This is a genomic window from Sphingosinicella humi (assembly GCF_003129465.1).
GTDB lineage: Bacteria > Pseudomonadota > Alphaproteobacteria > Sphingomonadales > Sphingomonadaceae > Allosphingosinicella > Allosphingosinicella humi.
Map to the genome: position 1 here is coordinate 2,573,034 of NZ_QFFF01000001.1, position 21,923 is coordinate 2,594,956.

Genomic DNA, 21,923 nt, shown 5'->3' on the forward strand with positions numbered 1-21,923 from the left:
TGCTGGCGGGTCGAGCGCCGCCTGATCCCAACCATAGCAGAGCCGGCCTTGCATCGCGAGATGCTTGTGCTGTGGGCACGCGATCTCGATTGCCGCTTGGATAAGCGGTGCCAGGTGACTAGATCGGCGGCCAACCAATGGGAGACGCAAGCATGGGCTATCGGGTTGTCGTCGTGGGCGCCACGGGCAATGTCGGGCGGGAGATACTCAACATCCTCGCCGAGCGGGAATTCCCGTTGGACGAGATCGCCGTCGTCGCCAGCCCCCGCTCCACGGGCGACGAGATCGACTTCGGCGACAGCGGCCGGATGCTCAAGGTTAAGAATATCGAGCATTTCGATTTCGCGGGCTGGGACATTGCCCTGTTCGCCGCCGGCTCCGAAGTGTCGAAAGTCTATGCGCCCAAGGCCGCTGGGGCGGGCTGCACGGTGATCGACAACAGCTCGCTCTACCGGATGGACCCGGACGTGCCGCTGATCGTGCCGGAGGTGAATGCCGAGGCGATTGCGGGCTATCGCAAGAAGAACATCATCGCCAATCCCAACTGCTCGACCGCCCAGATGGTCGTGGCGCTGAAGCCGCTCCATGACGCGGCGAAGATCAAGCGGGTGGTCGTTGCCACCTATCAGTCCGTGTCCGGCGCCGGGAAGGTCGGAATGGACGAGTTGTTCGAGCAGAGCCGCGACATCTTCGTCGGCGACATGGCCGAGCCCAAGAAGTTCACCAAGCAGATTGCCTTCAACGTCATCCCGCACATCGACAGCTTCCTCGAGGACGGATCGACCAAGGAAGAATGGAAGATGGTGGTCGAGACCAAGAAGATCCTCGACCCCAAGATCAAGGTGACGGCCACCTGCGTGCGGGTGCCTGTCTTCGTCGGCCATTCCGAGGCGATCAACATCGAGTTCGAGGATGAGATCAGCGCCGAGCAGGCGCAGAAGATCCTGCGCGAGTCGCCCGGCGTGATGCTCGTCGACAAGCGCGAGGACGGCGGTTACGTTACCCCGGTCGAGGCCGTGGGCGAATATGCCACTTATGTCAGTCGCGTCCGCGAGGACCCAACGGTGGAGAACGGCCTCTCCCTCTGGTGCGTCTCCGACAATCTCAGGAAAGGCGCGGCCCTCAACGCCGTCCAGATCGCCGAACTGCTCGGCCGCAAGCATCTCCAGAAGGCGGCTTGAGCGTCTTGGCAGGCTCTCCGACCGACGTTCCGGTCCAGCGGTTCAGCGCGCGCGACGGCGTCAGCCTGGCCTGGCGGGAGATGGGTGAGGGGCGACCTCTGCTCCTCATCCACGGCTATGTCTCGAACGCTTTCGTCAACTGGATCCGCTACGGTCACGCCCGCCACATTGCCGATGCGGGCTTCCGGGTGATCATGCCGGACCTTAGAGGCCATGGCGACAGCGACAAACCGCACGATCCCGCCTGCTACAAGCCGGACGTGCTCGCCGACGACGCCTTCGATCTCGTCCGCCACCTCGGCCTCACCGACTATGATCTGGCCGGTTATTCGCTCGGGGCGCGCACGTCCGTCCGCATGATGGCCAAGGGCGCGAAGCCGCGGCGGGCGGTGCTGTCGGGCATGGGCCTTGATGGCATCCTCAACACCCAAGGGCGGGGCGGCTATTTCCGGCATGTGCTGACGAACATCGGCAGCTTCGAGCGCGGCTCGTCCGAATGGTTAACCGAGGCTTTTTTGAAGACCACTGACGGCGACCCGGAGGCGCTGCTGCTGATCCTCGACACTTTCGTCGACACCAGCCGGGAGGAATTGGCGGCGATCGATCTGCCGGTGCTCGTCGTTACCGGCGACGATGACGATGACAACGGCTCAGGCGAAGCGCTGGCCGAAGCGCTCCCTCACGGCCGCTTCGAGAGGATCCCCGGCAATCATATGAGCGCGGTCACCAAGCCCGAACTCGGACGAGCGATCGCAAGCTTCCTAGCGTCTTGACCGGTGCACGGCTCGGCGTCCAAGGTGCCGGCCAATTCCAGAACAGACCCGAGGATGCCGCCCATGAAAGCCACCGTCTCCGCTTTCGCCGTCGCCGCCGCGTTGCTGGCCGCCGGCACCACCGCCATCGCCCAGGGCCAAGCCAATCGGCAGGCGCAGGCCACCACGACCCAGGCGGCGCCCACCGCCGCCGAGGCCGATGCGTTCGTCAAGCAGGCGGAGAAGGAGCTGTTCGACTTCTTCATCATCAATTCGCGTGCCCAGTGGGTGAACTCGACCTACATCACGCCGGACACGGACGCGCTCGCCGCGCATTTCGGCACGATCGGCACCGAGATGTCGGTCCGCTTCGCCAATGAAGCGGCCAAATATCAGAAGGTGGCGGGCCTCAGCTACGACACCAAGCGCAAGCTCGACATATTGCGTTCCGGCCTCGTCCTACCGGCGCCGACCACGCCCGGCGCGGCCGCCGAATTGAACAAGATCGCCACCAGCCTTCAGTCCCAATATGGCAAGGGCAGGGGCACGCTGAACGGCAAGCCGATCAGCGGCAGCGATATCGAAGCGGCGATGGGGACGAACCGCAATCCCGCCGAATTGAAAGAGATGTGGACGAGCTGGCACGACAATGTCGGCGCGCCGATGCGGCCGGAATATATCCGCATGGTCGAGATCGCCAATGCCGGCGCCAAGGAGCTGGGCTTCGCCGATACCGGCGCAATGTGGCGCTCGGTCTACGACATGCCGCCCGACGATTTCGCGGCGCTTACCGACAAGCTCTGGGGCGAGGTAAAGCCGCTCTACGACCAGCTCCATTGCTACACGCGCGGCAAATTGAACGAGAAATATGGCGACGAGGTGCAGCCCGCGACGGGACCCATCCGCGCCGACCTCCTTGGCAATATGTGGGCGCAGGAATGGGGCAATATCTACCCGATCGTCGCGCCCGAAGGTGCCGGCGATATCGGCTACGACCTCACCGACCTGCTGAAGACCAAGGGTTACACGCCGGAGAAGATCGTCAAGACGGGCGAAGGCTTCTTCAGCTCGCTCGGCTTCGCGCCGCTGCCGGCAAGCTTCTGGCAGAACTCGATGATCGTGAAGCCGCAGGATCGCGAGGTCGTCTGCCACGCCTCGGCCTGGAACATCGACAATGTCGACGACCTCAGGATCAAGATGTGCACGAAGGTCAATGCCGACGACTTCGTGACCGTGCACCACGAGCTCGGCCACAATTATTATCAGCGCGCCTATAATAAGCAGCCGCTGCTGTATCAGAACGGCGCCAATGACGGCTTCCACGAGGCCATCGGCGACACCGTCGCCCTCTCGATCACGCCGCAATATCTGGTCCAGATCGGGCTCTTGCAGGAGAACCAGATCCCGTCGGCGGACAAGGATATCGGCCTTCTTCTCCGCCAGGCGATGGACAAGGTCGCCTTCCTGCCGTTCGGCCTGCTCATCGACAAATGGCGCTGGAACGTGTTTGACGGCTCGATCCAGCCCAACGAATATAACAAGGCGTGGAACGACCTCCGCCTCGAATATCAGGGCATCGTGCCGCCGGTGCCGCGCACCGAGGAGCATTTCGATCCGGGTGCCAAATATCACATTCCCGGCAATACGCCCTACACCCGCTACTTCCTCGCCCGCATCCTCCAATTCCAGTTCTACAAGGCGGCGTGCGAGCAGGCCGGCTGGAAGGGCCCGCTGCACCGCTGCTCCTTCTACAACAACAAAGAGGTCGGCCAGCGCCTCAACGCCATGCTCGAAATGGGTGCCTCCAAGCCCTGGCCGGACGCGCTCGAAGCCTTCACCGGCACCCGCGAGATGTCGGGCAAGGCCCTGCTCGAATATTTCGCGCCGCTCTCCGCGTGGCTGAAGCAGCAGAACCAGGGCAAGCAGTGCGGCTGGTAAATCGCTGATACAGGTGGGATGGGGCAGGGGACGCGCCTCATCCCATTAGTCACAGCAAAGAGGAGCCGTTATGAAAGCGGCCATGGTCGGCATTTTGGCGCTCGCCGGGGCGAGCGCAGCATCGGCGCAGGGCGTGGTTCCGCCCAGGTTCAATCCGCGCGCGCCGGAGAATAGCCAGATCCTCGCGAGCTTCAGCTACGCCTCCGTGGAATCGGTGCTGAGCGGCATCGGTGCCCGGTCTCAGCGTGCCGGCCAGCCGGGCCAGCCGGCGCTGCTGGTCAGCTTTCCGAACAATCGCAAGGCCGTGCTGATGTTCGGCTCGTGCAATGCCGACGGCAGCGCCTGCAAGGCGCTCAGCATCCAGTCCTACTGGACCCGCATCGCCCATGCGCCGCCTCAGCAGACGCAAGCCGCAATCGCCGACTTCAATCGACGTTACTCCTTCGCAAAGGCTTTCATTGCCGAGGACGGACGGCCGGCGCTGCAGCGTTACCTGACCGCCGATTATGGGTTCGTGCGGGGCAACTTGGCTGTCAATTTGCTCGTCTTCGCCAACCAGGCCGAGCGCTTCGCCCGCGACGTGCTGGGGCCGCTGGAGGCAAGCGGGAAATAGTCAGACCCGCGGTTCCATCGGGATCGGCGGCTCCGCTTCCACCGAAGGTTCGCGCGGCGTGCGCGGCGCCGTCTGCTTGTGGGCAACGTCGCAGGCGGTGATGGCGTTGGCCATGACCGAGTTGACCCGCCGGCCATCGGGGCGGGCGTTGCGCTGGGCTATGGCGCGGGTGCCGAGCCAGGCGCCGGCCGTCGCCGCCACCGCGCCCCCGACCAGAGCGGCCGCCTTGATGGGTCTCCACTCAGCGCCGCCGGCAACCGAATCCGGCGGAGGCTCTCCGTGACCCGTGCAATTGCTGTCGCGACGATCTTCGCTGGCGGCCATGCTGATCTCCTGAACCGGAGGGATCGGCATCAATGCAGAGCGGCCGCGTCGGTTTCCTTCGTTCGACGGAGGGAGGCGGGAAAGGGGCGAGACGCGCTCGCCCCTTTCAAGGTCACAGGCGTTCGAGCATGTAATCGGCGCTGCTGACGTTGAAGGCGCCGGGCTCCTCGACGTTGAGCTGCTCGACCGTGCCGTCGTTGACGATCATGGAGTAACGCTGGCCGCGCGTGCCCATGCCGTGCTTGGACGCGTCCATGGTGAGGCCGATTGCCTCGGCGAACTCGCCATTGCCGTCGGAGAGCATCGTCACCTTGTCATTGGCACCGCCCTGTTTGGACCAGGCGCCCATCACGAAGGCGTCGTTGACGGCGGTGCAGGCGATCTCGTCGACGCCCTTGGCCTTGAGGTCCGAAGCCCGCTCGACATAGCCGGGTAGATGGCGCGCCGAGCAGGTCGGCGTGAAGGCGCCGGGCACCGAAAAGAGCGCGACCTTGCGGCCCTTGAAGAACTCGTCGGAGTCGATCGGCTGGGGCCCGTCGGCAGTCGCCTTGATGAAAGTCGTCTTGGGAAGCTTGTCGCCGACGTTGATGCTCATCGCCCGTTCCTTTCGTTTGGGTCCATATCACTGCCGGCGCTCTAGCAGGGCCCGCGCGCCGCGCCTATAGGTGGGAAGACGATGGAAGAGCCCAAATATCTCGTCGGCCAGTTGCTGCTGGCCATGCCCGGAATGAGCGATCCGCGCTTCGAGAAGGCGGTCATCGCAATGTGCGTGCATGACGAGGGTGGGGCGCTTGGCATTGGCCTGGGCCGCCTGATGCCTCGCATCGGCTTTCATTCGCTGCTGGAGCAGCTCGGCATCGACAAAGGCGTCGCTCCGGACGTGCCAATCCATCACGGCGGGCCGGTCGAGCCCCAGCGCGGCTTCATCCTTCACACGCCCGATTGGGGCGGCGAAGGCAGCATCCATGTGGCGGATCGCTGGGTGCTCACCGCCACGCTCGACATCCTGCGGGCGATCGCGGAAGGAAAGGGGCCGTCGCGCTGGGCCGTGGCGCTCGGCTATGCCGGCTGGGGCGCGGGGCAGCTCGAAGAGGAGATGTGCCGCAACGGCTGGTTCACGACGCCGGGCAACGATGCGCTGCTTTACGATTGCGACGTCAATTCGCGCTGGGCTACGGCGTTCCAGACGGCCGGCGTCGACACTCGGCTATTGACCGCTGATTTCGGCACGGCTTGAAGTCACATATAAAGATATCTTTATATTTGTAATTGGCGGCTCCCCACGTTAAGGGCCAGCCAAGCCGCCGAAGCGGCGATTGCATCAATTTTTCAGGAGCATCCTCGTGGCGACACAGGCCCAGACCCCTTTCAGCGACTATGTGATCCGCGACATCGGCCTGGCCGCGTTCGGCCGCAAGGAGATCGAGATCGCCGAGACCGAAATGCCGGGTCTGATGGCGCTGCGTACCGAATATGGCGCCTCGAAGCCCCTCAAGGGCGCCCGCATTACCGGCTCTCTGCACATGACCATCCAGACGGCGGTGCTGATCGAGACTCTGACGGCGCTCGGCGCCGAGGTCCGCTGGGCATCGTGCAACATCTTCTCGACCCAGGACCATGCCGCCGCCGCCATCGCCGCGACGGGCGTTCCGGTCTTCGCCGTCAAGGGCGAGACGCTCGAGGAATATTGGGACTATGTCTGCCGCATCTTCGACTGGGGCCAGGACCAGACCTGCAACATGATCCTCGACGATGGCGGCGACGCGACCATGTTCGCCCTGTGGGGCGCGCGCGTCGAGGCCGGCGAGGAACTGTTCACGCCGACCAACGAGGAAGAGGAGATCTTCGCCGCGACGCTGAAGAAGTTCCTCGCCGAGCGCCCGGGCTATCTCACCAAGACGGTCGAGACGATCAAGGGCGTCTCGGAGGAGACCACCACCGGCGTCCACCGGCTCTATGACCTCGCCAAGAAGGGCAAGCTTCCCTTTCCGGCGATCAACGTCAACGACAGCGTCACCAAGTCTAAGTTCGACAATCTTTACGGCTGCAAGGAATCGCTCGTGGACGCGATCCGCCGCGCCACCGACGTCATGCTGGCCGGCAAGGTCGCCTGCGTCGCCGGCTTCGGCGATGTCGGCAAGGGTTCGGCCGCGTCGCTGCGGAACGGCGGCGCCCGCGTGCTCGTAACCGAGATCGACCCGATCTGCGCGCTTCAGGCCGCGATGGAGGGTTATGAGGTCGTGACGATGGAGGAGGCGACCAAGCGTGCCGACATCTTCGTCACCGCCACCGGCAACGCCGACGTCATCACGCTCGACCATATGCGCGCGATGAAGAACATGGCGATCGTCTGCAACATCGGCCACTTCGACAGCGAGATCCAGATCGGCGCGCTGTCGAATCTCAAATGGACCGAGATCAAGCCGCAGGTCGACGAGGTCGAGTTTCCGGACGGCAAGAAGCTCATCATCCTGTCGAAGGGCCGCCTCGTGAACCTCGGCAACGCCACGGGCCATCCGAGCTTCGTGATGAGCTCGTCCTTCACCAACCAGGTGCTCGCCCAGATCGAGCTGTGGACGAAGGCGGACGAGTATAAGAATGACGTCTATGTCCTGCCCAAGCATCTCGACGAGAAGGTCGCGGCGCTTCACCTGGAGAAGCTCGGCGTCAAGCTCACGACCCTGACGCAAAAGCAGGCCGACTATATCGGTGTGCCGGTCGAAGGGCCGTTCAAGCCCGACCATTACCGCTATTGATCCAAGCAGGGCCGCCATCTTCGGCGGCCCTCTTTCAGGCAGCCTTGCTCTCCCGGAGGCTGGTCAAAAAAGGCGTATGTTGCTCGAATAAAACCCGATCGGCCGGTTTTTCTAAGTCGGCGTTCGGACGGACCTTTCCGAGCGCTTCTGAAGGGTCCTGCCGGTCCGGTCTTCACGCCTGCGGCGGTGGGCTTTCGTTGCGGCGGCGCTCCGTCTAGACAATATCCATGCACACCGCTCCCTCGCTCCGTTCCATCGGTGAATGATCGAGCTTTCTCGCACCGCCGTCGCGCTGATCGCTCTTGTCAGCGGCGCCTGGCTCTGCCTTGGCGCCTGGACGACGATCCGCGCCTCGAAACGCGGCCGCAGGGCCGCCGCCGCCCAGGAGGGCGCCGAGCGAGCGGAAGCCCTGCTCGCGTCGGGCCCCGCCATTCCCCTGATCGTCTACCGAGACGGGACCATCCAGGGTGGGGCAGCGCTGGCCGGCAGCCTCGGCCTTGCGGACATCCCCTCGCAGTTCGCCGGCCTCGCGGGTGAAGGAGCCGGCCTGACCGCCGAGGACATGGCGCTCCTGGCCGACAATGTGGCGGCCAGCGCCGCTTCCGGCGGCGGCTTTTCCATCGCCGCGCGGGCGCAGGATTCGACCCGCGTTTACAATATCCAGGGCGCGCCGGCGCCGCCGCCTTATCCTCCGTCGACGATCGTCCTCTGGTTTACCGACGCTACCGAACGCGAGGAACAGACGGCGGCGTTTCGTGCCGAAGCGGCGGGGCTCAAGGCGGCGATCGACGCCCTCTCCGCATTGATCGAGGCGGCGCCTTTCCCGATGTGGCACCGCGGCCCCGATCTTCGGCTCGCGATGGTCAACAGCGCCTATGTCAAAGCCGTGGAGGCCGATGATGCGCTCGCCGTGGTCGAGGCCGGCGTCGAACTGGTCGACGAGAGCGAGGAGCGCAGCCCGCTGAGCCAGGCCGCGGCCGTGCGCGAGAAGGGGCAGGCGGTCGCGCGCACCGTCCCGGCCACCATCGCCGGCGAGCGACGCATGATGCGCGTGGTTGAGGTGCCGATGGGCGCGACGGGCGTCGCCGGCTACGCGATCGACGTCGAGGAACGGGAGCAGGCGCGGGCCGACCTTACGCGCTTCGTTCGTGCCCAGCGCGACATGCTCGACCGGCTGTCCGCCGGCGTCGCTCAGTTCAGCCGCGAGCATGGCCTCATCTTCTTCAACCAGCCCTTCGCCCGCCTCTTTTCCCTGAAGATGGATTTCCTCGCCGATCGACCCGAATTCGATCGCGTGATCGATGCGATGCGCGAGCAAGGGCATCTGCCGGAAGTCCGGGACTTTCCGGCCTGGAAGGAGGAGCGCCGGGCCTGGTTCACCTCCGATCGGGCAGCCGAGGAGGAGGACTGGCTTCTCCCCGGCGGCAAGCATCTGCGCGTCGTCGCCCAGCCCCTTCCGGACGGGGGCCTCCTCCTCATCTTCGAGGATCGCACCGAGCAGATCCAGCTCGCCAGCGCTCGCGATACGCTGCTTCGAGTCCGCACCGCCACCTTCGACAATCTGTTCGAGGCGATCGGCGTCTTCGCCTCCGACGGGCGTCTCCACCTCTGGAATAATCGCTTCCGCGAGCTCTGGGACTTCGAGGAGGAGCATCTCGCCACGCACCCGCGCATCGACGCGATGACCCCCCATATCGGCAGGAAGCTCAAGAATCCGAACCATGCCGGGATGGTGCGCGAGCTGGTTCGAAGCGCGACCGTGGAGCGCAAGCAGCGGAGCGGCCGCGTATCGCTCACCAACGGCCGGGATTTCGAGTTCGCCGCCGTGCCGCTGCCGGACGGCAACGCACTCTTCACCATGCTCGACGTGACCGACAGCCGGAAGATCGAGACGGCCCTTCGCGAGCGCAACGAGGCGCTGGAGGATGCCGACCGGCTGAAGACCGCCTTCGTCTCCAATATGAGCTATGAGCTGAGGACGCCGCTCACATCGATCGCCGGCTTCGCCGAAATGCTGGAAGGGGGCTATGCCGGCGAGCTGAGCCCGACGGCGCAGGACTATGTAAAGGCCATCACGGATTCCGTGGCGCGCCTCAGCTCGCTCATCGACGACGTGCTCGACCTGACCCAGAGCGACAGCGGCAGCCTTTTGCTGGCCGAGGAGCAGGTGGACCTTGAGGCCTTGTGCGCCGAAGCCGTGGGGGCTGCGCGGGAAGGGGCCGGGAAGAAGTCGATCGAGCTGGCGCTGGAAATCGATCCATCGGTGGGCGCCGTCACCGGCGACCGCAGTCGCCTGCGCCAGGCGCTCGACAATGTTCTCAAGAACGCCGTCGCCTACACCGGCGAGGGCGGTCGCATCCTGGTGCATGCCGAGGGGGACAGTCTGGAGGCTGAGATCACCATCTCCGACAATGGCAAGGGCATCGCGCCCGCCGACCGCGAGAGAATCTTCGATCGGTTCCAGCGCACCGTGGCGCCGAGGACCGGCGAGGAGGGCGCGCTCGGCCTGGGCCTGCCGCTCGCCCGCCAGTTCATCGAAGCCCATGGCGGGCGCCTGGAGCTCGAATCCGAAATAGGTAGCGGAACCACCGTCACCCTCCGCCTGCCGCGGGCGGGCTGAGGCGCTGCCGATGATCATGCTGCCCGGCCCGGCCGAGACGGAGGCGTTCGGCGCGCGCCTTGCGGCTTTGCTGCGGCCCGGCGACGTGGTCGCGCTGTTCGGCGATCTCGGCGCCGGCAAGACGACGCTCAGCCGGGGCGTCCTCCACGGCCTCGGCTTTTCCGGAGAGGTCGCCAGCCCGACCTTCCCGATCGTCCAGACCTACGATCCGCCCGATGTCCGCCTGCCGCTCTGGCATGTCGACCTGTACCGTATCGAAGATCCCGAGGAGCTGGACGAGCTCGCGCTGGACGAGGGGCGCTCGGGCGGGGCGCTGCTCATCGAATGGCCGGAGCGGCTTGGCCCCGCACTGTGGCCCGATAGCCTCCGTCTGACCCTTAGCATCGCCGGCCCCGGCGAGCGCGCCTTGACAGCCCAGGTGCCGCCCGCTTGGGAGGAGCGATGGCCGCCCCGATGATTCCGCCTGCCGCCGCGCCCGCGTTCCTTGCCGCCCACGGCTGGGAAGGCGCCGAGATTCTGCCGCTTGCCGGCGATGCGAGCTTCCGTCGATACTTCCGCGTCGTGCGGGGCGGCGCCACCGCCGTGTTGATGGACGCGCCGCCCGCGCATGAAGATGTGGGTCCCTTCCTGAAGGTCGCCCAGTGCCTTCTCGATCGCGGCTTCGCGCCGCCCCGGCCGCTGGCTGTCGATCGCGGGCAGGGCCTGCTGTTGCTGGAAGATTTCGGCGACGATCGTGTCGGGCCGCTGCTCGCCCGCGAGCCGCGCCACGAGCACGCAATTTACGAAATGGCGGTGGACATCCTCGCCGACCTCGCCCGCGATCCAGCCCCCGCCGACATCCCGCCCTATGACGATGCCGCCATGACGCGCGAGGTCTCGCTGTTCACCGAATGGTATGCGCCCGCGCTTGGGCTGGAGGCCGACGAGACGGCCTTCCTCGATGCGTGGCGCGAGGTTTGGGGCGAGGTGGAGAAGATCGTCGCGGAGCGGCCCGTGCTGGTTCTCCGCGATTATCATGCCGACAATCTGATGGTCCTGCCCGGCCGCGACACGCTTGGCCTGCTCGATTTCCAGGATGCGCTCGCCGGCCATCCGGCCTACGACCTCGTCTCGCTCCTCCAGGACGCCCGTCGCAACGTTGCGCCGGCGCTGGAGGAGGCGATGCTCGCCCGCTACTATGCCGCGGCCGGCGTGGCCGACAAGGATAGCTTCCGCGCGCATTACGAAATCCTCGGCGCGCAGCGGAACACCAAGATACTCGGCATCTTCACGCGGCTGTGGAAGCGCGACGGGAAACCGCACTATCTGCCGCTGCAGCCCCGGGTCTGGGGCTATCTGGAGCGCAATCTCGCCCATCCGGCGCTGGCGCCCGTCCGCGCCTGGTTCGACACGCATGTGCCGGCGAGCAAGCGCGCCGCCGCCTGGACGAAGGACGCTGCTGCGTGACCCGATACAAGGCGCCGCTCGCCCTCCGCCCCAACCCCGCCGCCGACGTGCCTGAAGTCGCCATGGTCATGGCCGCCGGCCTCGGCAAGCGCATGCGGCCGCTGACCGCGACCCGGCCCAAGCCGTTGATCGAGGTCGCCGGCCGGACGCTCCTGGATCACAGCCTCGATCGTCTCCGCGCCGCCGGTGTCAGGAAGGCGGTCGTCAACGTCCATTATCTGGCCGACGCGCTGGAGGCGCATCTCAGCAATCGCGTCAACGGCATCGAGATCGCCGTGTCGGACGAGCGGAGCCAGCTGCTTGAAACGGGTGGCGGGCTGGTGAAGGCGTTGCCGCTCATCGATGCCGATCCCTTCCTCGTCGTCAATTCCGACAATCTGTGGATCGACGGGCCCGTCGATACGCTCCGACTGCTGGCGTCCCACTGGGACGAGGCGCGGATGGATGCGCTGCTTCTGCTGGTGCCGCTGGCGCGGGCCAATTGCCATGGCGGGCAGGGCGACTTCCACATGAGCGCCACCGGCGCGATCCGGCGCAAGAAGCCGGGCACGGTGGCGCCCTATGTCTACACCGGCATCCAGATGGCCTCGAAACGGCTGTTCGAGGGTGAGATGCCCGACGGGCCTTTCTCCACCAATCTTCTCTGGGACCGCGCGATCGAGGCGGGCCGCTGCTTCGGCGCCGTTCATCAGGGGCTGTGGTTCGACGTCGGCGCCCCCGCCAGCATCAAGAAGACCGAAGCGGTATTGGGAGAGGTCTGACCGACCTCGTTCATCCCGAGCGCAAGTGATAAGTCCGCGCCAACGCGCCTCGACTTCGCTCGGCACGAACGGCTAGGCTGATGGCGTGAGTCAGTCCCTCTCGGTCTTCACCATTCCGCCGCATCGGGCCTTTGCCGACGCTCTCGCGGCGGGGCTCATCGCCCGCTACGGCCAGGAGAGGACCGGGCTCGCCCAGGGGCTGATCCTTGTTCCCAACAATCGCGCGGCGCGGGCCATCTCCGACGCATTCGTCCGCCGGTCGGGCGGCGGATTGCTGCTGCCGCGCCTCGTCCCCGTCGGCGATCCGGAGCTGGACGAGCGGATCGGCGGAGCGCTGGAGCCGCTGGAAGGCGAGCCCATCCCGCCCGCGATCGATCCTATGGAGCGGCTGATGCTGCTTGCGCGGCTGGTGCAGCGGCATGGCGGCGTCGACGCGGCGGAAGCCTTCCGCCTCGCCGAGGATCTCGCTCGGACCCTCGATCAGCTCCTCGTCGAGCAGGTGGACCCGGTCCGCCTCGCCGACATCGCGGCGGAACTGCCGGACCTCTCGCTCCACTGGCAGAAGTCGCTCGACCGGCTGAGCGTGATCCTTTCCGATTGGCCGAGGCTGTTGGCGGAGCGGGGACGCATCGACCTGGCGGAGCGCCGCAACCGCCTCCTCGCGGCCGTCGCAAAACGATGGCGGGAGCGGCCTCCGCGAGGCTTCGTCGTTGCAGCCGGCATCACGACGGCCGCGCCAGCGGTCGCGCGGCTGCTCCGCACGGTCGCGCGCCTGCCCGAAGGGATGGTCGTCATCCCGGCGCTGGACGTCGGGATGGAGGAGGAGGAATGGCGCGCGCTCGGGCCGCATGAGCCCGATCCGGTGACCGGCCGCCGCCCGCGCTCGATCGAGACTCATCCTCAATTCCACCTGAAGCTGCTGCTCGAGCGGATGAGCGTCGGACGCGACGAGGTGGAGCGCTGGCGCTGGGGCGGCGGCCGCGACGCCCCGGCGGTCCGCACGCGCGCCATCGCCAACGCGATGAAGCCGGCTCGCTTCACCGGCAAATGGCAGGCTCTGAAGCCGGCCGAGCGCCGCCTCACCGGCGTGCGCGCGCTGGAACTCGCCGATCCGGCCGAGGAGGCGCAGGCCATCGCCGTGGCCCTCCGGGAAGCGCTGGAGGAGCCCGGCCGCACCGCCGCCCTGGTCACGCCCGATCGGGGGCTGGCGCGCCGCGTTTCCGCTCATCTCGGGCGCTGGGGCATCGAGGCGGACGACAGCGCCGGCCGGCCCCTCACGGAGACGCCTCCGGGCACGCTGCTTCTTGCGCTCGCCACGGCGGCGGCCGAGGGGTTCGCACCGGTGCCGCTGCTGGCGCTGCTCAAGCACCCGCTGGTGATGAAGGGCGAGGGGCGTCTCCCATGGCTGGAAGGCGCCCGCCTGCTCGACCTCGCCCTTCGCGGGCCTCGGCCGCCGGCCGGACTGGAGGGGGTGACGGCGCTTCTGTCCGACCGGACCGGCCGCGACCGAGATACGCGGGAGACGGCGCTACGCTGGTGGAGATCGGTGGTCCCCCTATTGGCGCCGCTGGAGCGACTCGAGGGCGGCCTGCCCGCATCACTCGCTGCGCTCCGGGAGGTCGCCTCCCGACTGAGCGGCGACACGGTCTGGGCAGGCCCTGCCGGCCGCGCGACGGCCGATCTCTTTGCCAGCGCCGAGGCCGCGGCCGGGCTCGGACCGGCGGATCTCGACCCGCCGAGCCTGCCCACCGTGCTCGAACAACTGATGGGCCGAACCGCCGTGCGCCCGCCTTATGGACAGCATCCCCGCATCTTCATCTGGGGTTTGCTCGAGGCGCGGCTCCAGCATGCCGACGTCATGATCCTGGCGGGCCTCAACGAAGGCACCTGGCCCGCATTGCCGACCCCGGACCCATGGCTCGCGCCGCGCATCCGCGCCGAACTCGGGCTGCCGAGCCTGGAGAGGCGCATCGGCCTTTCCGCCCACGATCTCGCGACCGCGCTGGGCGGCCGGCAGGTGCTCGTCACTCGCGCCCGCCGCGATGCCCGCGCGCCCGCCGTCGCCTCGCGTTTCTGGCTGCGGCTCGAGGCGATGACCGGCGGCCTCACCCGATCGCCTTACCATCGCCGTTGGGCGAAGATGCTCGACAGGCCCGAGGGGCACCGCCCGGCCGCCCAACCGGCGCCGGGGCCGCCCAGCGCCATCCGGCCGCGCGATATTTCCGTGACCGAGGTCGACCGCCTCAAGGCCGATCCGTTCGCCTTCTACGCCCGCAAGATGCTCGGCCTGTCGGCGCTGGATATCCTCGATGCCGATCCGAGCCCGGCCTGGCGCGGCAGCGCGGTCCATGCCGTGCTGGAAGGCTGGATGAAGGAGGATGACTGCGATCCGGCCAAGCTCCGCCCGCGCGCGCAGGCCTTTCTGGAAAGCGCTTCGGCCCATCCGCTGATGCGGGCGCTCTGGCAGCCGCGCCTGTTGGAAGCGATCGACTGGATCGCGGAGGAAGTCGAGACGAACCGGCGCGCAGGGAGGCTACCGCTCAGCGCCGAGGCCAAGGGGCGGATCGAAATCGCCAACGTCGTCCTGCACGGCATGGCGGACCGCATCGACCGCGCCGCCGACGGCAGCCTCGTCATCGTCGACTACAAGACCGGAACGCCGCCCAGCGGCAAGGCGGTGGCGGAGGGCTATTCGATGCAGCTCGGCTTGCTCGGCCTCATCGCCGAACGCGGCGGTTTCAAGGAGGTGGAAGGCATCCCCGCGGCCTTCGAATATTGGTCGCTGGCGAAGAAGGCGGGCAAGCTCGGCTTCGTGAAAAGTCCCGTCGGCGGCCGCTCGGGCATCGATCCGGCCGACTTCACGACTCTGGCGGCGCGCAACTTCATCGCCGCCGCGGAGACCTGGCTGACGGGCGGCGAGCCCTTCACGGCCAAGCTCCACCCGGAATATGCGCCCTATGGCGACTATGACCAGCTGATGCGCCTCGAGGAATGGTACGGGCGGGAGACCTGACTTCAAGAGGCGTTCGCGGTGCCGTTTCGCTCGAACCATCGGCGATTGCCATGAGGGCTGTGGCCTGTAGTTTGCTGCCACCAAAGACGAGGGGAGGGGCAATGAGCGAGCGCGTGACGGCCGACGAAGGCAGGACGCCGCTTAGGCGGGTGGTCGCAGCAAGCCTGATCGGCACGACCATCGAATGGTACGACTTCTTCCTTTACGGCTCGGCCGCGGCCCTGGTCTTCAACCGGCTCTTCTTCCCGGAATTCGATCCGCTGGTCGGCACGCTGCTGGCCTTTGCGACTTATGCGCTGGGTTTCGTCGCCCGGCCGGTGGGCGGCATCGTATTCGGCCATTTCGGCGACCGCATCGGCCGCAAGAAGCTGCTGATGCTCAGCCTGGTCATGATGGGCGTCGCCACCGTGCTGATCGGGCTGTTGCCGACATACGCCCAGATCGGCGTCTGGGCGCCGGTCGCGCTCATCGTCCTCCGGCTGATCCAGGGCTTCGCGGTCGGGGGCGAATGGGGCGGAGCCGTGCTGATGGCGGCCGAGCATGGCGACGCCGCCCGGCGCGGCTTCTGGGCAAGCTGGCCCCAGGCTGGTGTGCCGGCGGGAAACCTGCTCGCCGCCGGCGTGCTGGCGCTGATGGCCGGCGTGCAGAGCGAGGCGGATTTCCTCGAATGGGGCTGGCGCGTGCCGTTCGTGCTGTCGGCCCTGCTCGTCGCCGTGGGGTGGTACATCCGCAATCGGGTGACCGAGAGTCCCATGTTCGAGAAGGAGCTAGGCGAGGCGGAGGTGCCGCCGAAGCTCCCGGCCATGGAGGTGATCCGCGAGCGGCCAAGGGCGATGCTGCTGGGCGCCGGCCTGCGCGTCGGCGAGAATATATCCTATTACATTCTCACCGTTTTCTCGCTCACCTATCTCGTCGACGTGGCCGAAGAGAGCCGCAGCCTTGCCCTCAATGCGCTTCTCATCGGCGCGGCGGTGCAGTTCTTTGCCATTCCGGGCTTCGCCCTCTTGTCCGATCGGATCGGCCGCAGACCGGTCTATGCCTTTGGCGGCCTTGGCCTCGCCGCCTGGAGCTTCGCGCTCTTTCCGCTGCTTGGCAGCGGCAGCAACCTGGAAATCTATCTCGCGCTGGTCGTCGGGCTGGTGCTTCACGGGGCGATGTACGGGCCGCAGGCGGCCTTCATCACCGAATTGTTTCCCACCCGCATCCGCTACTCGGGCGTGTCGATGGCCTATCAGCTGACCTCGATCGTGGCGGGATCGCTGGCGCCGATCATCGCGCTTGCCCTCTACACGGAATATAGATCGGCGCTGCCGGTGGCGATCTATGTCGGCATCGCCTGCGCCATCAGCGGCCTCAGCGCGCTGCTGGCACGGGAAACCAAGGGCGTGGAGCTGGCGGCGATCCGCTAGTCGGAGCAGATGCGGACCGGAACCTGTTCCCGCTCGCGCGCGCTCCACACTCGCTCGACGCGGCATCTGGCCGGAGCGGATCGGTCGTAGCCGCGCCAATCTGCGCCATAGCTGCCGTAGCGATCATAGTCGTAATGATCGTAGGGATAGTTGCGGTCATAATGGTAGACCGCTTCGCCGTTCACCACCTCGACGTCGCCGCTCGGATAATAGCGGCCCCGGCGATAGGGCCAATATCCATATCGGTGGCGGCGGTATCTGAGGTCGGCGAAGAACCCGTCGTCCCAGGAGAGGAGCGGGTGGTGCCGGGGGCCGAGCCAGATAAATCCGGGCGCCAGCCAAGGATCGAAACCGCGCTTTCCATGGAAGTCGTGGAGTCGACCGTCCCAGGTCCGGCCGGACATGTGTCGAGCCCCATCGGCCGCGAGCGCCGGCGTCCCGCCGATGATCAAAAGTAAGAGAGACGCCTCCAAAGCACGCTTCATTCTCACCTCCAGCGATGAGATCTGCGAGCCGACCTTTATAGCAGATGACGGCGCCCCTGTCTTGGAGGCGGGCTAGGGCCGATCCCCCCATTGGCGCAGGAGATTGGACTGGACGAGCTGCAGCCGGGTGAAGTTCTCCGGCGCCATGTTGAGGCCTTCCAGCGCGGCCACCTCGTTGAGCTCGTAGAGCAATTCGCGGCGGGAGGAATCTGGGATGCGGCTCTGGATGAAGGTGATAGCGACCCAGCGCTCCCCCTTGGTCACAGGCTCGACCTCGTGGAGCATGTCGGAGGGATAGACGATCGCCGTCCCCGCTTCGCCCTTGAAGCGCATGTCGCGCGTGCCGAGCTGGATGCGGAGCGAACCGCCTTCGTAAGTCCTCGGGTCGCCCAGGAAGATGGTGCAGCTAAGGTCGGAGCGAACCGACATGTTGCCGAGCTGGAGGAAGGCGGCGTCGGCATGGGCGCCGTAACGCATGTCCGGCGTGTAGCGCGTCATCAGCGGGGGGAGCATGGCGACGGGGAAGGCGAAGTTGCGGAAGTCTTCGTGGCTGAGCAGCGCCTGCGACAATATCTGCGACGACTTGCGATAGGCGGCCTCGTCATGCAGTTGGAGGTTCTGCTTCACCTTGGAGTGCGGATTGCTGATGCGGCCGTCGACGAATTTCGCGGTGGCCGCGATCTGGCGCAGCTCCTCGATCTGGCCCGCGCTGAGCAGCTCGATTTCCTTGAACATCATCCTTCCCCTCGCGCCCGCCGAATCGCCTGCGCGATCGGAGGATAGTCGCTCGCCAAGGCATCGAGCCAGCCAAGAGCGTCCTTGATCGCGGGCCCGTGCATGGCGCGCGCTTCGGCCAGGATCTCGCGGCGCAGCTCCGGGCTGTATTCATATTCCAGCGCCTTGGAATAGCGGCGCATCAGCGGTCCGCCGCAGATCGTGCGGGCGGTCGCCGCATCGACGGGATGGCCGAAGAAGGCGGCGATGTCGGCGAAGTGGCGGGCAGGGTCGGCGAGGAACTGGTCGAAGTCCATCCAGCGGGCATCACCGGAAGGAAGCTTCGATACGTTGAGCTCTAGCGAGGTCATTTCGCAGGCCCAGCCAAGCGCCGCCTTGCGCGCTTCGGACAGGGTGTCGAGGTCCGCGCGGAACCCGGAGCACCGGCTCTGGAGGCGCTGGAGGCGGGACGGACTGACGATCTGGAGCAACTGCCGCGAATTCTCGCCGGCGAGGATGTTCTCCAGATAATGTTGCGGGGTCGCGAACAGGAAAAGAGCCCTGGAGCCCGGCGGGACGAGCCGATCGGCGATCTCGCTGGTGAAGCTGGTCGCCTTCACGATGGCGCGCTGCTCCGGGCGGAAGCTGCGCGAGAGGAGGGCGGTCAGCGTATCGAGCCGGTCCTTGCCGTCGGTCCAGGGGGCGGGCGGCGGTACCGGCCCGAGCATCTCGGCGAAGGCGCGGAGCAGCAGCGGCTCGCGAAGCGCCAGCACGGCGGGCAGTTCCCCCAGCAACCGCGAGATCAATGTCGAGCCGACATTGCCGATGTGGAAGATATATTGCGCATCGCGCCGTGCGTCCGATGGAACCGCGGCGGCGAGCGACTGCCATTCGACGACCCGCATCTCGGCTCCGGGGCGAAGCGCCCGCTGGTCGAGGAAGCTGGCGGCGCGGTAATCGGCCTCGCTCATCCTCAGTAGCGCGACGCGGTCGTTCGCGATGTCGAACTGGTGCGGGAACCATTCGGGCGTGCGGCCGATCATGACCGAGCTCCGTGCGGCAAAAAGAAAGGCCGCCCGCTCATGCGAGCGGACGGCCTTGCTGTCTTGGTCGAGGAACGCATCAAGCCTGTTCGGCCGTCTCGTCCTCGGAGGCTTCGCTTTCGCGCGCTTCGCCCTCGTCGGTCGGAAGCGTGCCCGGCTCGGCATTGGCGTCGAACTCCTCGGTGAAGCTCGCCACGTCCTTTTCGAACATCTCGGCCATGACGTCGATGCCCTGCGCCTGGAGCTCGGCCTCTTCGGGCGAGCGGGCGACATTGACCTGGATCATGACCGACACTTCCGGATGAAGCGAAACCTTCACGTCCTGCACGCCGATCGCCTTGATCGGGCGGTCGAGCACGATCTGGTTCTTGGCGACCTTGTGGCCCTGCGCTTCGAGCGCCTCGGCGAGATCGCGGGCGGAGACCGAACCGTAGAGCGCGCCCGCGTTGGACGCCTGGCGGATCAGCTGGATCTTGACGCCTTCGATGGACTTCGAGTCCTTCTCGGCGGCCTTGCGGCGCTCGGCGTTCTCGGCCTCGATCTTCTCGCGGTTGGCTTCGAAGACCTTGCGGTTGGCTTCATTGGCGCGAAGGGCCTTGCCGCGCGGCAGGAGGAAGTTGCGGGCATAGCCGTTCTTGACCTTCACCACGTCGCCGATGGCGCCGAGCTTCTCGATGCGTTCGAGCAGAATAACGTCCATGAGTCCTGCTCCTTATTTCACGACGTAGGGGAGAAGGCCGAGATGCCGCGCGCGCTTGATCGCCTTGGCGAGCTCGCGCTGCTTCTTGGCCGAAACGGCGGTGATGCGGCTGGGAACGATCTTGCCGCGCTCGGAGACGAAGCCCTGGAGGAGGCGAACGTCTTTATAGTCGATGGCGGGAGCGTCCTTGCCGGAGAAAGGGCAGCTCTTGCGGCGGCGGAAAAATGGGCGTGCCATGATGTGCTATCCTTCTCGCTTACTCGTCGTCGCCGTCGCGGCCACGGCCGCCACGCGGGCCGCGGTCACCGCCGCGGTCGTCACGATCGCCGCCACGGCCTTTGCGGTCGCGCTCGTTGCGGCGCATCATCGCAGACGGGCCCTGCTCATGCGCGTCGACCTTGATGGTCATGTAGCGGATGACGTCCTCGTTGATCTGCGTCTGACGCTCCAGCTCGGCGACGAGCGATGCGGGCGCGTCGACCTCGAGCATCACATAATGCGCCTTGCGGTTCTTCTGGATGCGGTAGGCGAGGCTGCGAAGACCCCAGGTCTCCGTCTTGACGACCTTGCCGCCATTGTCCTCGATGATCTTGGTGGCGTTTTCCGCCAGCGCGTCGACCTGGGCTTGAGCCAGATCCTGACGCGCGAGAAATACATGCTCGTAGAGCGGCATGCATGCGTCCTTTTCTTTTGGCCGATCGCTGACGCCGCACCATGCGAACGCCCCTCCGGCTGTCCTCGTACTCAATGCAAACCGGGGCTGAAGGCAGCGCCTCAACCCCGGACGAGCGGCCTAATGGCGGAAGGGGCCGGAAAAAGCAAGGGCCGCCGCGCGAATGGTCCCGATGGTCGCAGTGGCCATGGGATTTGCTCCCGCCTGCCGCCGCGTCAAAGATCGAGACCTTCGGCGCGCCGGGCCTGCCGGTGCGGCCGAATGCCCGAATGAATCCCTGCCCGAGACTGTCGAACCCGTCCATCGTGCGGAACATAGCAGAAACAACGACCTGTAGGAAAGTCGCGTGCGCGCTCCTGCAGCTGGTGGATAAACTGGCGGCAATAGGGGTGGTGGACTCTGAGCCGAATATCAGGAACAAACTTGCCCGGGGCAAATTCACGGCGGTCTTTTTGATACAATGCTTAGAGGCTATTGGTGTGCGCGAATTAAATTTATAGCTTCATTCCAAAGCGTTTTACCACGTTTCCCATCGCTGTTTGAAATCTCTCTTGTTCCTCTTTGGAACTAAAGAGAGGAAAGGTCTGGACCGATCGCACTTCCCATTCTCCTGCCGTTAGCCGCATGCTGTCCCAGCCCTTTACAATCTTCTCTGTTCCGTCAGCCGATTGCATAACTACGGCGAACTCATCCAGGCGTAAGCTCGTGTGCGGGCTGTTCCAAATGAACATGTCTGGGAGACAAGACCAGAATTTCGCAGGGGCATCGAAGCGCACTGCGACGGTTGCGTAGTGCGCCCGCTCTATGAACGCATCTAGCTTCTGATGGAAACGAGGTTCTGTCAGATCGAAGGTGCCGCCCATCGATACAATCTTGGCCGTTCCTTCCAATCGCTTTAGTTGCAGCGGCACATCGCCGACGTTTATGAGGCTGATCCAGAGTTCAAAGTTTCGGTTTTCGGGGTCAAAGTGCGGCCACATGTTACCGATCCACGCCCGCATATCGGGGCGCGCCTCCCTCCCCCGCAGGCGCCGACCCCAAGCAGCAACATTGTCCCAGTAGGCAAATATTACGGCGCCAGCGACGAAGCCTAGCCCAAAAGAGCTGGGCAGATATGATGCTATGGAGGCTATAACGTCGCTCATGCGCCCAGCCCCGAGCAAAGCATCGTCAATGTTCCCGCGCTCAGCAACGCGCTCGACGTTGAGATTCCAAATGGGCTTAGCGAAGAGTTCCCAAACGCCGTATGCACCAGCCAGTAGCAGTGCGGTTGGTTTTCGTTTGATCTCCATTGACGTGATCCTGCCCCGTTACGGACCCGTTGTGGAGTCCTGTTCATCGCGCGCCTCCGCGCGGGGCAGTTAAGCCGCCGAAAATCGCGGGAGACACACTCCTGCGTTGGCTTGGTGCATTTGATACATAATGCCGGCACAATTCCGTCCACCTAACCCAAGACGGTTTGAGGCACGGGTGACGAGTGCGGCACCCCTCTTGC

22 protein-coding genes are annotated in these 21,923 nt (G+C 65.8%); 13 read left to right on the plus strand and 9 right to left on the minus strand.

The genetic code is table 11. The features are described 5' to 3' along the window. Positions 1-152: 152 nt before the first annotated feature. The 4 genes from DF286_RS12650 to DF286_RS12665 all read left to right on the plus strand — a co-directional run bounded on the left by DF286_RS12650 (position 153) and on the right by DF286_RS12665 (position 4,484). Positions 153-1,181: an aspartate-semialdehyde dehydrogenase gene (locus DF286_RS12650; RefSeq protein ID WP_109271769.1), complete on the plus strand. Its 1,029-nt coding sequence runs from the start codon at positions 153-155 to the stop codon at positions 1,179-1,181. A gap of 5 nt (positions 1,182-1,186) precedes the next feature. Further along, positions 1,187-1,954 (plus strand): alpha/beta fold hydrolase, encoded by a 768-nt coding sequence (locus tag DF286_RS12655; protein ID WP_424141247.1) that lies wholly within the window; start codon positions 1,187-1,189, stop codon positions 1,952-1,954. Between the two features lie 63 nt (positions 1,955-2,017). Beyond that, positions 2,018-3,871, plus strand: coding sequence for a M2 family metallopeptidase (locus tag DF286_RS12660; protein WP_109271770.1), 1,854 nt, complete (start codon positions 2,018-2,020; stop codon positions 3,869-3,871). Positions 3,872-3,941: 70 nt separating this feature from the next. Then, a complete protein-coding gene (locus DF286_RS12665) occupies positions 3,942-4,484 on the plus strand; it encodes a YbjN domain-containing protein (protein ID WP_109271771.1) in 543 nt (180 codons plus the stop codon). On the opposite strand, the gene DF286_RS12670 is transcribed toward DF286_RS12665, so the two are convergent. Together DF286_RS12670 and DF286_RS12675 are read right to left on the minus strand one after the other, a co-directional pair. Then, positions 4,485-4,808: a hypothetical protein gene (locus tag DF286_RS12670; protein ID WP_146193625.1), complete on the minus strand. Its 324-nt coding sequence runs from the start codon at positions 4,806-4,808 to the stop codon at positions 4,485-4,487. It abuts the gene before it with no gap. A 112-nt stretch (positions 4,809-4,920) separates the two neighbouring features. Then, entirely contained in the window at positions 4,921-5,403 is a 483-nt protein-coding gene (locus tag DF286_RS12675) for a peroxiredoxin (RefSeq protein WP_109271773.1), read from the minus strand. 81 nt (positions 5,404-5,484) lie between these two features. Here DF286_RS12675 and DF286_RS12680 point away from each other — a divergent pair, with 81 nt between their 5' ends. From DF286_RS12680 to DF286_RS12715, 8 genes are all read left to right on the plus strand, one after another. Continuing rightward, complete coding sequence (locus tag DF286_RS12680) at positions 5,485-6,045, plus strand: YqgE/AlgH family protein (RefSeq protein ID WP_109271774.1); 561 nt, start codon at positions 5,485-5,487, stop codon at positions 6,043-6,045. A 106-nt stretch (positions 6,046-6,151) separates the two neighbouring features. Beyond that, positions 6,152-7,564: an adenosylhomocysteinase gene (ahcY, locus tag DF286_RS12685; RefSeq protein WP_109271775.1), complete on the plus strand. Its 1,413-nt coding sequence runs from the start codon at positions 6,152-6,154 to the stop codon at positions 7,562-7,564. Between the two features lie 262 nt (positions 7,565-7,826). After that, positions 7,827-10,184: a sensor histidine kinase gene (locus DF286_RS12690; protein ID WP_109271776.1), complete on the plus strand. Its 2,358-nt coding sequence runs from the start codon at positions 7,827-7,829 to the stop codon at positions 10,182-10,184. A gap of 10 nt (positions 10,185-10,194) precedes the next feature. Further along, positions 10,195-10,641 (plus strand): tRNA (adenosine(37)-N6)-threonylcarbamoyltransferase complex ATPase subunit type 1 TsaE, encoded by a 447-nt coding sequence (gene tsaE, locus DF286_RS12695; protein ID WP_109271777.1) that lies wholly within the window; start codon positions 10,195-10,197, stop codon positions 10,639-10,641. Then, a complete protein-coding gene (locus DF286_RS12700) occupies positions 10,638-11,630 on the plus strand; it encodes an aminoglycoside phosphotransferase family protein (protein ID WP_109272176.1) in 993 nt (330 codons plus the stop codon). Before tsaE ends, DF286_RS12700 begins: the two co-directional genes overlap by 4 nt. 62 nt (positions 11,631-11,692) lie before the next feature. Beyond that, positions 11,693-12,391 carry a nucleotidyltransferase family protein gene (locus DF286_RS12705; RefSeq protein ID WP_109272177.1) on the plus strand — a complete coding sequence of 233 codons (699 nt, stop codon included), beginning with the start codon at positions 11,693-11,695 and terminating at the stop codon, positions 12,389-12,391. 85 nt (positions 12,392-12,476) lie between these two features. Then, the gene (addB, locus tag DF286_RS12710) at positions 12,477-15,404 is read left to right on the plus strand and encodes a double-strand break repair protein AddB (protein ID WP_109271778.1); all 2,928 of its coding nucleotides are present in this window, start codon (positions 12,477-12,479) and stop codon (positions 15,402-15,404) included. A 101-nt stretch (positions 15,405-15,505) separates the two neighbouring features. Further along, a complete protein-coding gene (locus DF286_RS12715; RefSeq protein ID WP_109271779.1) occupies positions 15,506-16,813 on the plus strand; it encodes an MFS transporter in 1,308 nt (435 codons plus the stop codon). Here DF286_RS12715 and DF286_RS12720 read toward each other — a convergent pair. The 6 genes from DF286_RS12720 to rpsF all read right to left on the minus strand — a co-directional run bounded on the left by DF286_RS12720 (position 16,810) and on the right by rpsF (position 20,428). Beyond that, entirely contained in the window at positions 16,810-17,217 is a 408-nt protein-coding gene (locus DF286_RS12720) for a hypothetical protein (RefSeq protein ID WP_146193626.1), read from the minus strand. The genes DF286_RS12715 and DF286_RS12720 overlap by 4 nt on opposite strands. Before the next feature lie 153 nt (positions 17,218-17,370). Continuing rightward, positions 17,371-18,033 (minus strand): Fe2+-dependent dioxygenase, encoded by a 663-nt coding sequence (locus tag DF286_RS12725; RefSeq protein WP_109271781.1) that lies wholly within the window; start codon positions 18,031-18,033, stop codon positions 17,371-17,373. After that, on the minus strand, positions 18,033-19,055 hold the full coding sequence (locus DF286_RS12730; RefSeq protein WP_109271782.1) for a hypothetical protein: 1,023 nt from the start codon (positions 19,053-19,055) through the stop codon (positions 18,033-18,035). The genes DF286_RS12725 and DF286_RS12730 overlap by 1 nt, the downstream gene beginning before the upstream one ends. 79 nt (positions 19,056-19,134) lie before the next feature. Next, a complete protein-coding gene (gene rplI, locus DF286_RS12735) occupies positions 19,135-19,755 on the minus strand; it encodes a 50S ribosomal protein L9 (protein ID WP_109271783.1) in 621 nt (206 codons plus the stop codon). 12 nt (positions 19,756-19,767) lie between these two features. Further along, a complete protein-coding gene (gene rpsR / locus DF286_RS12740) occupies positions 19,768-19,992 on the minus strand; it encodes a 30S ribosomal protein S18 (protein ID WP_109271784.1) in 225 nt (74 codons plus the stop codon). Between the two features lie 19 nt (positions 19,993-20,011). Next, a complete protein-coding gene (rpsF, locus tag DF286_RS12745) occupies positions 20,012-20,428 on the minus strand; it encodes a 30S ribosomal protein S6 (protein WP_109271785.1) in 417 nt (138 codons plus the stop codon). A gap of 269 nt (positions 20,429-20,697) precedes the next feature. Between rpsF and DF286_RS15590 the strand changes: the two genes are divergently transcribed. Next, positions 20,698-20,928: a DUF6471 domain-containing protein gene (locus DF286_RS15590; RefSeq protein WP_424141256.1), complete on the plus strand. Its 231-nt coding sequence runs from the start codon at positions 20,698-20,700 to the stop codon at positions 20,926-20,928. Here DF286_RS15590 and DF286_RS12755 read toward each other — a convergent pair. Then, positions 20,923-21,720: a hypothetical protein gene (locus DF286_RS12755; RefSeq protein ID WP_109271786.1), complete on the minus strand. Its 798-nt coding sequence runs from the start codon at positions 21,718-21,720 to the stop codon at positions 20,923-20,925. The two genes, DF286_RS15590 and DF286_RS12755, sit on opposite strands and share 6 nt — an antisense overlap. Positions 21,721-21,923 lie beyond the last annotated feature (203 nt).

Excerpts from the sequence above, each read along its gene's own strand:
- DF286_RS12650 (WP_109271769.1), top strand. The coding sequence starts at position 153 with ATGGGCTATCGGGTTGTCGTCGTGGGCGCCACGGGCAATGTCGGGCGG.
- DF286_RS12660 (WP_109271770.1), top strand. The coding sequence starts at position 2,018 with ATGAAAGCCACCGTCTCCGCTTTCGCCGTCGCCGCCGCGTTGCTGGCC.
- DF286_RS12665 (WP_109271771.1), top strand. The coding sequence starts at position 3,942 with ATGAAAGCGGCCATGGTCGGCATTTTGGCGCTCGCCGGGGCGAGCGCA.
- DF286_RS12670 (WP_146193625.1), bottom strand. The coding sequence starts at position 4,808 with ATGGCCGCCAGCGAAGATCGTCGCGACAGCAATTGCACGGGTCACGGA.
- DF286_RS12675 (WP_109271773.1), bottom strand. The coding sequence starts at position 5,403 with ATGAGCATCAACGTCGGCGACAAGCTTCCCAAGACGACTTTCATCAAG.
- DF286_RS12680 (WP_109271774.1), top strand. The coding sequence starts at position 5,485 with ATGGAAGAGCCCAAATATCTCGTCGGCCAGTTGCTGCTGGCCATGCCC.
- DF286_RS12690 (WP_109271776.1), top strand. The coding sequence starts at position 7,827 with ATGATCGAGCTTTCTCGCACCGCCGTCGCGCTGATCGCTCTTGTCAGC.
- tsaE (WP_109271777.1), top strand. The coding sequence starts at position 10,195 with ATGATCATGCTGCCCGGCCCGGCCGAGACGGAGGCGTTCGGCGCGCGC.
- DF286_RS12700 (WP_109272176.1), top strand. The coding sequence starts at position 10,638 with ATGATTCCGCCTGCCGCCGCGCCCGCGTTCCTTGCCGCCCACGGCTGG.
- DF286_RS12705 (WP_109272177.1), top strand. The coding sequence starts at position 11,693 with ATGGTCATGGCCGCCGGCCTCGGCAAGCGCATGCGGCCGCTGACCGCG.
- DF286_RS12715 (WP_109271779.1), top strand. The coding sequence starts at position 15,506 with ATGAGCGAGCGCGTGACGGCCGACGAAGGCAGGACGCCGCTTAGGCGG.
- DF286_RS12720 (WP_146193626.1), bottom strand. The coding sequence starts at position 17,217 with ATGTCCGGCCGGACCTGGGACGGTCGACTCCACGACTTCCATGGAAAG.
- DF286_RS12725 (WP_109271781.1), bottom strand. The coding sequence starts at position 18,033 with ATGTTCAAGGAAATCGAGCTGCTCAGCGCGGGCCAGATCGAGGAGCTG.
- DF286_RS12730 (WP_109271782.1), bottom strand. The coding sequence starts at position 19,055 with ATGATCGGCCGCACGCCCGAATGGTTCCCGCACCAGTTCGACATCGCG.
- rplI (WP_109271783.1), bottom strand. The coding sequence starts at position 19,755 with ATGGACGTTATTCTGCTCGAACGCATCGAGAAGCTCGGCGCCATCGGC.
- rpsR (WP_109271784.1), bottom strand. The coding sequence starts at position 19,992 with ATGGCACGCCCATTTTTCCGCCGCCGCAAGAGCTGCCCTTTCTCCGGC.
- rpsF (WP_109271785.1), bottom strand. The coding sequence starts at position 20,428 with ATGCCGCTCTACGAGCATGTATTTCTCGCGCGTCAGGATCTGGCTCAA.
- DF286_RS15590 (WP_424141256.1), top strand. The coding sequence starts at position 20,698 with ATGAATCCCTGCCCGAGACTGTCGAACCCGTCCATCGTGCGGAACATA.
- DF286_RS12755 (WP_109271786.1), bottom strand. The coding sequence starts at position 21,720 with ATGGAGATCAAACGAAAACCAACCGCACTGCTACTGGCTGGTGCATAC.